The sequence below is a fragment of the Aeromonas sp. TW 6 genome (assembly GCF_013168745.1).
GTDB lineage: Bacteria > Pseudomonadota > Gammaproteobacteria > Enterobacterales > Aeromonadaceae > Aeromonas > Aeromonas caviae.
Window position 1 is genome coordinate 14091 of record NZ_JABERS010000016.1, and the last position, 14650, is coordinate 28740.

Genomic DNA, 14650 nt, shown 5'->3' on the forward strand with positions numbered 1-14650 from the left:
AGACGAATGTTGAAGCATGGCGTGATTCGTTTTTCACTCGTTGCCTGTAGCCTGGCGCTTGCCGGGCTCGCACAGGCCATCGAGCCGGTGCTCAAGGAAAGTGATTTGCCTGTGTTGGCTCAAGAGAGCCAACATGCTACGGCCAGCAAGCGAATTGCCAATCTGTTTACCCGCTCCCACTACAAACAGTTCAAGCTGGACGACGCCTTTTCCTCCGTGATCTTTGACAAGTATCTGGAGAATCTGGACTACAGCCGCAACCTGTTTCTGGCCTCTGACATCAGCCGTTTTGAGAAATATCGTACCGGTTTTGACACCGACCTCGAGCGAGGGCGACTGGCTCCGGCCTACGAGATGTTCAACCTGAGTCAGCAGCGGCGGTACGAGCGGTTCGAATACGCCCTCAAACTGCTCGACACTCCCTTCGATTTTACCCAGAAAGACAATTACGTCTTCGATCGGGAAGGGGCTCCCTGGCCCAAGGATGAAGCCGAGCTCAACGAGCTGTGGCGTCAGCGGGTCAAGTTCGATGCCCTGAGCCTCAAGCTCAGCGGCAAGGAGTGGCCCGAGATCAAGGAGCTGCTTGGCAAGCGTTACAACAACGCCATCAAGCGGATGTCCCAGACCGAGAGCGAGGACGTGTTCCAGCTCTTCATGAACTCCTTCGCCCGCGCCATCGAACCGCACACCAGCTATCTGTCTCCGCGCAGCGCCGATCGGTTCAACACCGAGATGAACCTCTCGCTGGAAGGGATTGGGGCCGTGCTGCAGGCGGAAGATGACTTTACCGTCATCCGCTCCTTGGTGCCAGGCGGCCCGGCGGCCAAGTCCAATCACCTGAAACCCGATGACAAGATCACCGGTGTGGGGCAGGACGACGGCAAGATTGTGGATGTCATTGGCTGGCGTCTTGACGACGTGGTCGAGCTCATCAAGGGGCCCAAGGGCAGCAAGGTGAAGCTGGAGATCCAGCGCGGCAAGGGCGCGACCGCCAAGACCGAGCTGGTGGAGCTGGTGCGTGACAAGGTGCGTCTGGAAGACAGAGCCGCCAAGTCCAAGGTGATCACCGCCGAGGGCAAGAAGATCGGCGTGCTCGAGATCCCGAGCTTCTACGTCAACCTGCACGACGACGTGATCAAGGAGATCTCCAGCCTCAACAAGCAGAAGATCGACGGCCTCATCGTCGATCTGCGCGGTAACGGCGGCGGTGCCCTGACGGAAGCTTCCGCCTTGAGCGGTCTCTTCTTTGCCAGCGGCCCCGTGGTGCAGATCCGTGATCACATGGGTCGCATCACCGTCAATGGAGACGACGACGGCAATGTCTACTACGGTGGCCCCATGTCGGTGATGATCGACCGCTACAGCGCCTCGGCCTCCGAGATCTTTGCCGCCGCCATGCAGGACTATGGTCGTGCGCTGATCCTCGGCGAAAACTCGTTCGGCAAGGGGACGGTGCAGCAGCATCGCAGCCTCGCCAAGGTCTATGACTTCTACGAGCAGCCGCTGGGTCACGTGCAGTACACCATCGCCAAGTTCTACCGTATCGATGGCGGCAGCACCCAGAACAAGGGGGTTGCTCCCGATATCGCCTTCCCGACCGCAGTGGCGCCGGGTGAGACGGGGGAGAGCCGCGAGTTCAACGCCTTGCCCTGGGACAAGATTGCCTCGGCCAGCTACGAGCGACTGGGGGACTTCTCCAGCCTGCTGCCCAAGCTGAAAGCGGCCCACGAGGCGCGGATCACCAAGGATCCGGAATTTGCCTATGTGCTGCAGGACATCAAGGAGTATCAGGCGGACAAGGACAAGAAGTCGGTCTCCCTGAACGAAGCCGAGCGGCTGGCTGAACAGGCCAAACAGGACGAGAAGGCGCTGGCGCGAGCCAACGAGCGGCTGACCCGTCTTGGCAAGCCGACGGTGAAGAGCCTGGATGAACTGCCGACCGATTTCGAGGCACCTGACGAATACCAGGTGGAAGCGGCCAACATAACGGCGGATCTGGCCACCCTCAGCAAGAAGAGCTGATGCTGGCAATGGAATGACAAGGGCGACTCGGGTCGCCCTTTCTTTTGCCTGAATGCAAACTATTTGACCCTGTCCGAGCCTTGTGACAGCCTCTGACACGTCAATAACAAAGCGTGGAAGCACACAATAATGACTGAACAACCTCAGGCCATGACGGCCAAATATCGCCAGGATTACCAGGCTCCCCTCTATTGGTGTGACAGTCTGGATCTCGATTTTCAGCTGCAAGAGCCCCTGACCCGGGTCACCGCCATCTCCCGTTTGCGTCGCAGCGGCGATCACAACGAACCCCTGGTGCTGGATGGCGAGGGGCTTGACCTTGTCAGCGTCAGTGTGGATGGCGTGCCCTATCAGCAATACGAGCAGGGAGAGAGCAGCCTGACCCTGTTCAACCTGCCGGCCGAGTGCGTGCTGACCGTGGTCACCGACATCGATCCCGCCGCCAACACGGCGCTGGAGGGGCTCTACAAATCCGGCGATGCCTATTGCACCCAGTGCGAGGCCGAGGGCTTTCGTCGTATCACCTATTACATGGACAGGCCGGACATCCTGGCCCGTTACAGTACCCGCATCACCGCCGACAAGGCCAAGTACCCCTATCTGCTCTCCAACGGCAACAAGGTCGCGAGCGGCGATCTGGACGACGGTCGCCACTTCGTGCAGTGGCAGGATCCCTTCCCCAAACCGAGCTACCTCTTCGCCTTGGTGGCGGGGGACTTCGATGTGGAACGCAACCACTTCATTACCAAAAGCGGCCGCCAGGTGGCGCTCGAGATCTTCGTGGACAAGGGCAACCTGGACCGCGCCGGTTTCGCCATGGAGAGCCTCATCAACTCCATGCGCTGGGACGAGCAGCGTTTCGGCCTCGAGTATGACCTCGACATCTACATGATCGTGGCGGTGGACTTCTTCAACATGGGGGCCATGGAGAACAAGGGGCTCAACATCTTCAACTCCAAGTTCGTGCTGGCCAACCCGGCCACTGCCACCGATGCGGACTACCACGGCATCGAGCGGGTGATCGGCCACGAATATTTCCACAACTGGACCGGCAACCGCGTCACCTGCCGCGACTGGTTCCAGTTAAGCCTCAAAGAGGGACTGACGGTGTTCCGGGATCAGGAGTTCTCCTCCGATCTGGGGTCGCGCGGCGTCAACCGCATCAACAACGTGCGCACCGTGCGCGGTCCGCAGTTTGCCGAAGATGCCGGCCCCATGGCCCACCCCATCCGCCCGGATGTGGTGATCGAGATGAACAACTTCTACACCCTGACCGTCTACGAGAAGGGCTCTGAAGTGATCCGCATGATGCACACCCTGCTGGGGGAGGACGCCTTCCAGGCGGGTATGCGACTCTACTTCGAGCGTCACGACGGCTCTGCTGCCACCTGCGACGACTTCGTGCAGGCGATGGAGGATGCCTCCGGGGTGGATCTCGCTCGCTTCCGCCGCTGGTACAGCCAGTCCGGCACCCCCGAGCTCACCGTGACCGACGAATACGATGCCGAAAGCGGTGTCTATCGTCTGCACGTGAGCCAGCACACGCCGCCGACCCAGGATCAGCCACAAAAGCTGCCGCTGCATATCCCCCTCGACATCGAGCTCTACGATGCACAGGGTGCCGTCATCCCGCTGCAATACCAGGGCAAGGCCATCGGCAATGTGCTGGACGTGCTGGAAGCACAGCAGACGTTCGAATTCGATCGAGTGCCGGTCAGACCGATACCCTCCCTGCTGCGAGACTTCTCCGCCCCGGTCAAGCTGCACTATGACTACAGCGACGAGGCCCTGGCCTTCCTGATGCGTCATGCCCGCAACGAGTTTGCCCGCTGGGACGCCGCCCAGATGCTGATCAACAAGGCGGTGATCGACGGGGTGGCCCGGGTCCAGCACGGGCAGGGGGTTGAACTCTCCCACACCCTGCTGGCGGCCTTTGTCGCCATTCTGGACGAGGCTGCACTGGATCCCGCCCTCAAGGCAGAGATCCTGGCCCTGCCGGGGGAGGCGACCCTGGCCGAGCTGTTCGAGGTGGCCGACATCGACGCCATCCACCAGGTGCGCAACGGGATCCAGACCGCATTGGCCCACGCCTTCGGCGACCGCCTGCTGGCGTGCTACGAGAGCCTGCGTCTGCCGGCTTATCAGGTGGTCCATGCCGACATGGCCAAGCGGGCCCTCAAGGGTGTGGTGCTGGGTTATCTGGCGGCGCTGGATGCCGCGAAGGCCGATACCCTGGTGCGCGAGCAGTACGAGGCTGCCGACAACATGACCGACACCCTGGCGGCGCTCCAGGTGGCCAACAGCCATCTGCTGCCGTGCCGCGCCGCGCTCTTGGCCGACTTCGAAGGCAAATGGGCCCATGATGGCCTGGTACTGGACAACTGGCTGCGGTTGGTGGGGGCCAAGCCGGCCAAGGATGTGCTCCATGACGTGAAGCAGGCGATGGCGCACCCGACCTTCAGCATCCGCAACCCGAACCGGCTGCGGGCGCTCATCGGCAGCTTCGCCATGAACAACCAGGTGCAGTTCCACGCCGCCGATGGCAGCGGCTATCGCTTCCTGACCGATCTCTTGATCGAGCTCAACGAGGTCAATCCCCAGGTGGCGTCCCGCCTCATCACCCCGCTTATCCAGTTCAAGCGGCTCGATGAGGGGCGCAAGGCGCTGGTTCGCGCCGAGCTGACCCGCCTGGCCAACCTGGACGGGCTGGCGCGGGATCTGTTCGAGAAGGTGAGCAAGGCGCTGGCACAGTAAGCGCCGCGACGGCGGGCAGGGGAGCCTGGCTTTCCTGCCCGTTTTTCATGGATGACCAGGAGGTGACATGAGGCAATACACTTTTCGGCTCTCCCTTGGCCGCGACGAGATCATGTTGATGTACCAGGGGCAGGTGAACCGCCTGGTGGTACGTACCGAGCAGGGTCTGACCCTGGAGCTGGGATTGGAGAAAATCCGGCGTTTTGTGTCGGAGAGCGGCGTTCACGGCTACTTTCGACTGAAAACCCAGGACGATCATCGCTTCATTTCCCTGGAACGCATAAATTAACAAAACTTGAACATCAATCCGGGTAATTATCTGCTTTAAGTCACTATCTATCCGGCAAATGGCGCGGCATCCAGTGGGATTTTCTGAATTTTGCCAACTTGGCAAAATTTATCACAACCCAAGCCGTGATCTGTCCCTTGTTTTTAACATCCCGTTATCACCTTTGCTCGCCTTCCTTGATCCAAGCCATTACACTTCGCTGCAACTCTGTACCGGTGGGCATCCTGGGTGGATGTCGCCGTGTCTGTGATGTCGTCCGATAAGGAAACTAGCAATGGCATTGAAAGACGCCCCTACCTCCGTTCTGCTCGAAAACGTTCTCAGTCTGATCCACCAGAAATTGCCGAAAAACAGTGCCTCCCTGGTCGAATGTTTCGTTGCCAAGTTCTACGGCAACATGGCCAGCACTGATCTGCATGACCGCAATGACAGCGATCTCTATGGCGCCGCCCTCAGTCTGTGGAATGCCCTCAACCACCGTACCGGCATCGAGCCCTATATCCGGGTCTACAACCCCGAGCTGACCCGCCACGGATGGCAGTCTCCCCATACCATCGTCGAGATCATCCTGCAGGATTCCCCCTTCCTGGTGGACTCCATCCGCATGGCCCTCAAGCGTCTCAATATCACCGCCCACATGATGCTGCACCAGCCGCTGCACCTGATCCGCGGCGAAGGCGGCAAGATTGGCGCCATCCTGGATCTGGACAACACCGCAGAGCAGACCTCGGTGGAAACCGCCTTCCTCATCGAAATCGATCACCTGACCGGTGAAGAGGAGATGGACGCCCTGACTGCCGAGCTCAACTCGGTGGCGCGGGAAGTGGCCCTGGCGGTGGGAGACTGGCAGCCCATGCTGACGCGCCTGAACGAGATCATCGAGGAGCTGCCCAAACGCAAGAACCCGGTCAGCCAGGCCGAGGTGGACTCCTGCGTCGCCTTCCTCAAATGGGTGGCCGCCCACAACTTCACCCTGATGGGTTATCGTCGCTACGACGTCAAGGCGGTGGAGGGGGATCACGAGATCCTGCCGCAGCCCGAGTCCAGCCTGGGGCTGATGAAGAACTCCATCAAGGACGAAGGCCAGCGCCTCGGCACCATGCCCGCCAGCGCCCGTCACGCGGCCCTCAGTTCCGACTTGCTGATCCTCACCAAGTCCAACAGCAAGTCCCGGGTGCATCGTCCGGCCTATGTGGATTACATCGGCATCAAGCGCTTCGACGAGCACGGCAAGGTGGTGGGAGAGGATCGCTTCATCGGCCTGTATGCCTCCTCCATCTACAACACCAGTGCGACCCAGATCCCCCTCATCAGCCACCGCCTCGAGCGCATCATGGCCGCCTCCGGCTTTGAATCGGGCTCTCATGCCTACAAGGCGCTGCTGAACGTGCTGGAAACCTACCCGCGCGACGAGCTGATCCAGGCCCGTGAAGAGGAGCTGCTGGCCACCGGTCTCGGCGTGCTGGAGATGCAGGAGCGGGACATGCTGCGCCTGTTCGTGCGCCGCGACGTCTACGGCCGCTTCTTCTCCTGCATGGTCTATGTCACCAAGGAGCGCTACAACACGGCGCTGCGGGTCAAGACCCAGCAGATTTTGCAGAAATATTTTGGCAGCAGCATCGATGTGGAGTTCAACGTCTACTTCACCGAGGGCGTGCTGGCACGGACCCACTACATAGTGCGGGTCAACAACAACAACGTGGATGTGGATGTGAACGAAGTACAGAACAACCTGATTGAAGCGGCCCGCAGCTGGGATGACCGCCTGGATTCCGTGCTGCTTTCCCACTATGGCGAGGCCCGCGGTAACGAGCTGCGCCGCCGTTTCAGCACCGCCTTCCCCCGTGCCTACAAGGAAGATGTGCTGCCGGGCTCTGCCGTCGCGGACATCATGGCCCTGGATGGATTGAGCGAGGCCGAGCCGCTTGGCATGCTGTTCTACCGCGCCCAGGAGGAGGAGAACGATCGCCGGGTACGCCTCAAGCTGTTCCACCGAAGCGAACCCATCCACCTCTCCGACGTCCTGCCCATGCTGGAAAACATGGGACTGCGCGTCATCGGCGAGACCCCGTATCAGGTACGGACCCCCACCGGCGAGGTGTTCTGGATCCTCGATTTCTCCATGCTGCTGCGGGGCGAGCAACCGTTCGATCTGGAGCAGAGCCAGCAGCGCTTCCAGCAGGCCTTCGCCGCCATCTGGAACAAGACCCTGGAAGATGACGGCTTCAACCGTCTGGTGCTGGGGGCCGGCCTCACCGGTCGTCAGGTATCCGTGCTGCGGGCCTATGCCAAATACATGCGCCAGACCGGCGTCTCCTTCAGTCAGTCCTATATCGAGGAGACCCTGACCCGTTATCCGGATATCGCAGAGCTGCTGTTCACTCTGTTCGAACAGCGTCTGGATCCGGCCGGCAAGCAGGACGCCAAGGTGCCATCGCAAGATGCCAAGGCATCCGCCAAGCTGCATGAGCAGCTCGCCGCCAAGCTGGATCAGGTCGCCAACCTGGATGACGATCGCATCATTCGCCGCTATGTGGAGATGATCGACGCCACCCTGCGCACCAACTACTACCAGCTGGACAAGGCGGGCAACATCAAGCCCTACATCTCCTTCAAGCTGGCCCCCTCCAGCATCACCGACATGCCGCTGCCGCTGCCGAAGTTCGAGATCTTCGTCTACTCCCCGCGAGTGGAAGGGGTACACCTGCGCTGGGGCAAGGTGGCCCGTGGCGGCCTGCGCTGGTCCGATCGCAAGGAGGACTTCCGCACCGAAGTGCTGGGTCTGGTGAAAGCCCAGCAGGTGAAGAACACCGTCATTGTGCCGGTGGGCGCCAAGGGCGGCTTCTATTGCAAGCAGATGCCGGCAGGCGCCCCCCGTGCCGTCATCCAGGAGGAGGGCAAGGCCTGCTACCGTCTGTTCATCCGCGGCCTGCTCGATGTGACCGACAACATCATCGGCGGCGAGGTGATCCCGCCAAAATCCGTGGTGCGTCACGACGAGGATGACTACTACCTGGTAGTGGCGGCCGACAAGGGCACCGCCACCTTCTCCGACATCGCCAACGAGATAAGCCTCGAATACGGCCACTGGCTCGGCGATGCGTTTGCCTCCGGCGGCTCGGTGGGCTATGACCACAAAAAGATGGGCATCACCGCCCGCGGCGCCTGGGAATCGGTCAAGCGCCACTTCCGTGAGATTGGCATCAACTGCCAGACCACCGACTTCACCTGCGTGGGTATTGGGGACATGGCCGGCGACGTGTTCGGCAACGGCATGCTGCTCTCCGAGCACATCCAGCTGGTGGGCGCCTTCAACCACATGCACATCTTCGTCGACCCGACCCCGGATGCGGCCAGGAGCTTCGTCGAGCGCAAGCGCCTGTTCGAGCTGCCGGGCTCGAGCTGGGATGACTACAACCGTGAGCTCATCTCCAAGGGGGGCGGCATCTTCCTGCGCTCGGCCAAGTCCATCAAGCTGAGCCCCGAGATGCAGACCCTGCTCGGCACTGACAAGGCCAGCATGGCGCCGAACGAGCTGATCAAGGCCCTGCTCTGTCTGAACGTGGACCTGCTCTGGAACGGCGGCATCGGCACTTATGTGAAGAGTGCCCGCGAGAGCGACGCCGACGTCGGGGATCGCAGCAACGACGTGCTGCGAGTCAACGGTCGCGATCTGCGTGCCCGCATCGTGGGCGAGGGTGGCAACCTGGGCTTCACCCAGCTCGGCCGGGTGGAGTACGCGAGCCAGGGTGGTCGCATCAACACCGACTTCACCGACAACGTGGGCGGCGTGGACTGCTCCGACAACGAGGTGAACATCAAGATCCTGCTGAACCAGCTGGTGGCCGCCGGGGATCTGACCCTCAAGCAGCGCAACCAGATGCTCTACGAGATGACGGATGCGGTGGCGCAGGTGGTCATCACCAACGCCTATCGCCAGTCCCAGTCCATCTCGGTCACGGCGTTCCGTGGCGCCGAGCAGCTCAAAGAGCAGCAGCGCTTCATCCAGGGGCTGGAGCGGGAAGGCAAGCTGGACCGCGGCCTCGAGTTCCTCCCCACCGACGAGGAGCTCTCCGAGCGGATGGCGGCGGGGCAGGGGCTGACCCGTCCCGAGCTGGCGGTGCTGGTGGCCTACGGCAAGATGGTGCTCAAAGAGCAGCTCAACTGCCCGGAAGTGACCGACGAGCCCTTCCTGGCCAACATGCTGGTCACCAGCTTCCCGACCCAGCTGCAGCAGCAGTTCGGTGCGGCCCTTGCCCAGCATCCGCTGCGCGGCGAAATCATCGCGACCCGGGTGGCCAACATGCTGGTCAACGACATGGGGCTCAACTTCGCCAGCCGGATGAAGGACGAGACCGGTGCCTCGGTGGCCGAAGTGGCCTGCTGCTTCGCCATGGCCCGCGAGGTGTTCGGCCTCAATACCCTGTGGCGCGACATCGAAGGGTGTGACAACCAGGTGGATGCCAACACCCAGCTCGAGCTGATGTTCTACAGCCGCCGCATTGTACGCCGCGCCACCCGCTGGTTCCTGCGTGCCCGCAACCGCAGCTGGAGCATCGGCGAGAACATCGCCTTCTTCCGCCCGGCCTTCGAGACCCTGGCGGAGCACCTCTACGAGGTGATGGACGAGAGCGAAGTGGCCGAGCACCAGCAGGCGGTCGCGGCCCTGGTGGCCAAAGCGGTACCCGAGCAGATTGCCCGTCAGGTAGCCCACATGAGCAGCCTGTTCTCCTGCCTGGATCTGGCGCAGATCGCCGCGGAGCACAAGACCGACATCCTGCGCGCCGCCAACGTTTACTACCGTCTCGGTGCCAAGCTGGATCTGCACTGGTTCCTCGAGCAGATCAACCATCAGCCGGTGGGCAACCACTGGCAGGCGATGGCGCGGGCCTCCTTCCGCGAAGATCTGGACTGGCAGCAACGCAGCCTCACTTCCGTGGTACTGGAAGGGTGCAAAGAGCAGGGGGAATGCGCTACCATACTGGCCGACTGGATTTCGGAGCATGAGCAGCTCTTGTCCCGTTGGACCCATATGTTGGCCGACTTCAAGACTACCAGCACCCACGAGTTCGCCAAGTTCTCGGTGGCCTTGCGAGAGTTGAACCTGCTCCAGTTGAATTGCCGAACCTCGGCATAACCCCAAAAGCCCCGGCCAGTTGCCGGGGCTTTTTTTAAGGAGCAAGCATGCTGTACCCACTCGCCAGGCATTTCCTGTTCAAACTCAATCCGGAGCAGGCTCACGATCTCTCCATCAAATATTTGCCCCGCCTTCTCGGTACACCGCTCGATTGTTTCTTCCGCAACACCCTGCCAAAACGCCCCGTCACCGTCATGGGGCTTAATTTTGCCAATCCGGTGGGCCTGGCCGCGGGATTGGATAAAGACGGGGAGTGCATCGATGCCTTCGGCGCCATGGGGTTCGGTTTCATCGAGGTCGGTACCGTGACCCCCAGACCCCAGAGCGGCAATGACAAGCCACGTCTCTTCCGGGTGATCCCGGCCGAGGGGATCATCAATCGCATGGGATTCAACAACAAGGGAGTCGATCACCTGGTGGCCAAGGTGAAAGAGGCCAAATATCAGGGGGTGATCGGCATCAATATCGGCAAGAACAAGGACACCCCCATCGAGCAGGGCAAGGATGATTACCTTCTCTGCATGGACAAGGTGTATGACCACGCCGGTTATATTGCGGTCAATATTTCCTCGCCAAACACCCCGGGTCTGCGTCAATTGCAATATGGCGATGCACTGGATGAACTGCTGGCCGCATTGAAACAGCGCCAACAGGAGCTGGCCGAGAAATATAAAAAGTATGTGCCGCTGGCCGTGAAAATTGCCCCGGATCTGTCACTCGATGAAATAGATCAGGTAGCCGCCTCTTTGATCAAGAACCGTATTGACGGTGTCATCGCCACCAATACCACTCTGGAGCGGGAGATGATATATGACATGCCCCATGCCGCAGAGGCTGGCGGGCTTAGCGGTCGTCCGCTCCAGCACAAGAGCACCGAGGTTATTCGCCACCTGGCCAAGGCCCTCGACGGCGCCCTGCCCATTATCGGTGTGGGTGGTATCGACAGCGCCATGGCGGCTCGGGAAAAACTGGCAGCGGGTGCCAGTCTTGTCCAGATTTACAGCGGCTTTATTTATAAAGGGCCGAGTCTGGTCAAAGAGATCGTTACCCATATTTAAAAAATAACCGGTTGCCCTTATTTAACGTTGCTCAAATTCTCGACATGGAATAAAGTCGAGGGACGGCTTAGATAAGGGCACCACCATGTGTATTCAACCCAATGACAATTGGCAGTGGCATTATGACGCTCAGGATGATCGCCTTATGCTGGATTTGTCCGATCGCATGATATTTGCCACCGAATATAAAGGTCGACAACTTGTTCCCTGTTCTTTCACCACCCAGCCTTTTTGCGTGGATGATGCCGCCCTCTATTACCAGTTGATGGACAAGGCCGCTGAACTCGACTGGAGTACGCCCCACCAGGTCCAGCTGGTCCTCAATGCCATCGCCGTCAGCCGTTTTTATAAACCCCTGATGCCGCAAAGCTGGTTCTTTCATGAACAGCAGGCCCATGTTATTCCGGATATGGGATCCCTGGTGTGGATGGATACGCCCCACGGTAGGGGGGAATTCATGGTCATCGAAGCCGGCGATCAGGCGAGTGTTTGCCTGAACCTGACCGACGAGCTGGTGCTGACCAACAGCAAGACGCTGCCGCGCTTTGCCGTGATCAAGGTGATGAATAACCGGATGCAAGCCAGAGTTCGGGCACAGACACAATATCGGGAAGTGGGCTGACGACGGGGCCGTTATATGGCGACGAATAAGTCCGTTATAGGCCTGCTATATTGGTCTGATATTTAAGCGCTCAGTCTCTCTCTTGTTCCATTATTTGTCTTTTTCCTTCGTCTGGTCGTCACGACCATTTTCTGCCTGGTCCGGGCAAGATTTTCGAATTCTTTACGAATGTGATGGTAGACAACTGCCAGCCAAGAGCGGGATCCTGTCGCCCGCAAGGGGGAGGGGAGCGTTTGCCGCGCCTCTTGCCGTTTATATGGCGCCTTTGTCCAAGGTTCGAGTGCCGAGCGCGGGCCGATAAGGTATAATGCGGCACTATTTTTATGGCATCCCCGTGAGCGTGATGAAAGAATTTTTTGCAACCTGCCCCAAAGGGCTGGAAAACCTGCTGGCCGTCGAGCTGACCAATCTGGGTGCAGAGCAGGTCCGTGAGACCGTGGCCGGCGTCCACTTCAAGGGCGAACTGGCCATCGGCTACAAGGCCTGTCTGTGGAGCCGCTTTGCCTCCCGAATCGTGCTTGTGCTCTCCGAGTTCCAGATGAACGACGATCTGGACCTCTACCTCGGGGCCCATACCATTCCCTGGGAAGATCACTTCTCCGGTACCGCCACCATCGCGGTGGACTTTACCGGTACCAACGCCTCCATTCGCAATACCCAGTACGGTGCCCTGAAGATCAAGGACGCCATCGTCGATCGCTTCACCAAGCGCGGTCACGTGCGCCCGGATGTGGACAAGAAGTCCCCGGACATTCGCATCATGGCGCACCTTGGCAAAGGCAAGGCCAATATCACGCTGGACTTGTCAGGCCCGGCGCTGCACCAGCGCTTCTATCGCCAGGGCACCGGCGAGGCGCCCCTCAAAGAGAACCTGGCGGCGGCCATGATTGCCCGCAGCGGCTGGGCCGGCGAGCCCATGATGGACCCCATGTGCGGCTCCGGTACCCTGCTGATTGAAGCGGCCTTCATCGCTGCCGACATGGCGCCTGCGCTGCGCCGTGAGCGCTTCGGTTTCGATCGCTGGCTGCAACACGATGGTGAACTGTGGCAGAGTCTGATGATGGAAGCCCAGGTACGTGCCAAGCGCGGCATGCAGCGCTGCGAGGTGAAACTGTTCGGTTGCGATGCGGATACCCGGGTCCTGATGAAGGCCCGTGACAACGCCAAGGCCGCCGGCGTGGATCATCTCATTACCTTCAAGCAGGCCGATGTCACCAAGCTGGAAAATCCGCTGCCAATGCCGGCTGTGGAAGGAGAGAGCCGTCAGGTCGGCATGCTTATCTCCAACCCGCCCTATGGCGAGCGTCTCGGTGAATTCCCGGCGTTGCTGGAAGTGCATCAGGCCCTTGGCGATGCCCTGCGCCGCGGCTTCCAGGGGTGGAAGGTCACCATTCTCTCCGCCTCTCCCGAACTCCTGAGCTGCCTGCGCCTGCGTGCCGACAAGCAGTATCGCCTGTTCAACGGCGCCCTCGAGTGCCAGCTGCGCAACTACCAGATCGCCCTCGATGCCGTCGCTTCCCAGAAAGAGGTGGCCCAGGACTTTGCCAACCGTCTGCGCAAGAATCTGAAGACCCTCGAGAAATGGGCGAGCAAGGAGAACCTCGATTGCTACCGCCTCTATGACGCGGACTTGCCGGAATACAACGCCGCCATCGACCGCTATCAGGATTATCTGGTGGTACAGGAGTACGCGGCGCCCAAGGACATTCCCGCCCAGAAAACCCGCCAGCGTCTGCTGGACATGGTGCAGGCCGCCATCAAGGTGACCGGCATGGACGGCGAGAAGGTGATCCTGAAGGTGCGCGAGCGCCAGGAAGGCAAACAGCAGTACCAGAAGCTCTCCGAAGAGCAGCACCGGATGGAAGTGCAGGAGTACGGTGCACGCCTCTGGGTCAACCTCTACGACTATCTGGACACCGGCCTCTTCCTCGACCACCGTCAGACCCGCCGCATGCTGGGCCAGATGGCTCGGGGCAAGCGCTTCCTGAACCTGTTCGCCTACACCGGCAGTGCCACCGTGCACGCGGGGCTCGGCGGCGCCCGCGAAACCACCACGGTGGACATGTCGCGCACCTACCTCAACTGGGCCCAGGACAACATGCGCCTCAACTCGCTGGTGGGCCGCGAGCACAAGTTCGTGCAGGCGGACTGCCTGAAGTGGTTGTCGGAAGCCGACGAGCAGTACGACCTCATCTTCATCGATCCGCCCACCTTCTCCAACTCCAAGCGGATGGACGAGAGCTTCGACGTGCAGCGGGATCACCTGCTGTTGATGCAGCACCTCAAGCGCCTGCTCGCGGCGGACGGCACCCTGGTCTTCTCCAACAACAAACGCCACTTCAAGATGGACTTGGCCGGCCTTGACGCCATCGGTCTCAAGGCGCAGAACATCACGAACAAGACCCGGCCCAAGGACTTCGAGCGCAACCAGCATATCCACAACTGCTGGATCATCACCCACGCCGAGGCACAAGGCTGATGCTGACCCTGTTTCACACCGACGGCTGCCACCTGTGCGAACAGGCGTGGACGCTGGTGGAACAGGCCGGGATGGCCGCGCAGACCCGCCGCTGCGACATCCTGGAGGAGGAGGCCTGGCTCGAGGCTTACCGGGTGCGCATCCCGGTGCTGCAAGACAGTGCCGGCCGGGAGCTGGGCTGGCCCTTCACCCTGGGGGAGCTGCAAGGCTGGCTGGCACAGGGGTGAGCAGGATTTGACGACAAAACGGGGGCAGATTCACGCTGCCGCCCGTTTTTTCATAAGCAATA

General features: G+C 60.6%; 8 protein-coding genes. All 8 read left to right on the forward strand.

Annotated elements, in window-relative coordinates; genetic code table 11:
- Positions 1 to 6: 6 nt before the first annotated feature.
- The 8 genes from prc to HKD46_RS09915 all read left to right on the forward strand — a co-directional run bounded on the left by prc (position 7) and on the right by HKD46_RS09915 (position 14588).
- Entirely contained in the window at positions 7 to 2022 is a 2016-nt protein-coding gene (gene prc / locus HKD46_RS09880; protein WP_041211433.1) for a carboxy terminal-processing peptidase, read from the forward strand.
- A 129-nt stretch (positions 2023 to 2151) separates the two neighbouring features.
- The gene (gene pepN, locus HKD46_RS09885; protein WP_161470529.1) at positions 2152 to 4776 is read left to right on the forward strand and encodes an aminopeptidase N; all 2625 of its coding nucleotides are present in this window, start codon (positions 2152 to 2154) and stop codon (positions 4774 to 4776) included.
- Between the two features lie 67 nt (positions 4777 to 4843).
- Positions 4844 to 5065, forward strand: a complete 222-nt coding sequence (locus HKD46_RS09890; RefSeq protein ID WP_010674767.1) for a DUF2835 family protein — start codon at positions 4844 to 4846, stop codon at positions 5063 to 5065.
- 274 nt (positions 5066 to 5339) lie between these two features.
- Complete coding sequence (locus HKD46_RS09895) at positions 5340 to 10202, forward strand: NAD-glutamate dehydrogenase (protein WP_124814390.1); 4863 nt, start codon at positions 5340 to 5342, stop codon at positions 10200 to 10202.
- A 47-nt stretch (positions 10203 to 10249) separates the two neighbouring features.
- A complete protein-coding gene (pyrD, locus tag HKD46_RS09900; protein ID WP_010674765.1) occupies positions 10250 to 11260 on the forward strand; it encodes a quinone-dependent dihydroorotate dehydrogenase in 1011 nt (336 codons plus the stop codon).
- 85 nt (positions 11261 to 11345) lie between these two features.
- Positions 11346 to 11882 (forward strand): cell division protein ZapC, encoded by a 537-nt coding sequence (locus HKD46_RS09905; protein WP_029314546.1) that lies wholly within the window; start codon positions 11346 to 11348, stop codon positions 11880 to 11882.
- Positions 11883 to 12189: 307 nt separating this feature from the next.
- A complete protein-coding gene (gene rlmKL, locus HKD46_RS09910) occupies positions 12190 to 14361 on the forward strand; it encodes a bifunctional 23S rRNA (guanine(2069)-N(7))-methyltransferase RlmK/23S rRNA (guanine(2445)-N(2))-methyltransferase RlmL (protein WP_010674763.1) in 2172 nt (723 codons plus the stop codon).
- Positions 14361 to 14588, forward strand: coding sequence for a glutaredoxin family protein (locus tag HKD46_RS09915; protein WP_010674762.1), 228 nt, complete (start codon positions 14361 to 14363; stop codon positions 14586 to 14588). The genes rlmKL and HKD46_RS09915 overlap by 1 nt, the downstream gene beginning before the upstream one ends.
- Positions 14589 to 14650 lie beyond the last annotated feature (62 nt).

Coding starts and splice junctions, on each gene's coding strand:
- prc (WP_041211433.1), top strand. CDS start 7: ATGTTGAAGCATGGCGTGATTCGTTTTTCACTCGTTGCCTGTAGCCTG.
- pepN (WP_161470529.1), top strand. CDS start 2,152: ATGACTGAACAACCTCAGGCCATGACGGCCAAATATCGCCAGGATTAC.
- HKD46_RS09890 (WP_010674767.1), top strand. CDS start 4,844: ATGAGGCAATACACTTTTCGGCTCTCCCTTGGCCGCGACGAGATCATG.
- HKD46_RS09895 (WP_124814390.1), top strand. CDS start 5,340: ATGGCATTGAAAGACGCCCCTACCTCCGTTCTGCTCGAAAACGTTCTC.
- pyrD (WP_010674765.1), top strand. CDS start 10,250: ATGCTGTACCCACTCGCCAGGCATTTCCTGTTCAAACTCAATCCGGAG.
- HKD46_RS09905 (WP_029314546.1), top strand. CDS start 11,346: ATGTGTATTCAACCCAATGACAATTGGCAGTGGCATTATGACGCTCAG.
- rlmKL (WP_010674763.1), top strand. CDS start 12,190: ATGCGGCACTATTTTTATGGCATCCCCGTGAGCGTGATGAAAGAATTT.
- HKD46_RS09915 (WP_010674762.1), top strand. CDS start 14,361: ATGCTGACCCTGTTTCACACCGACGGCTGCCACCTGTGCGAACAGGCG.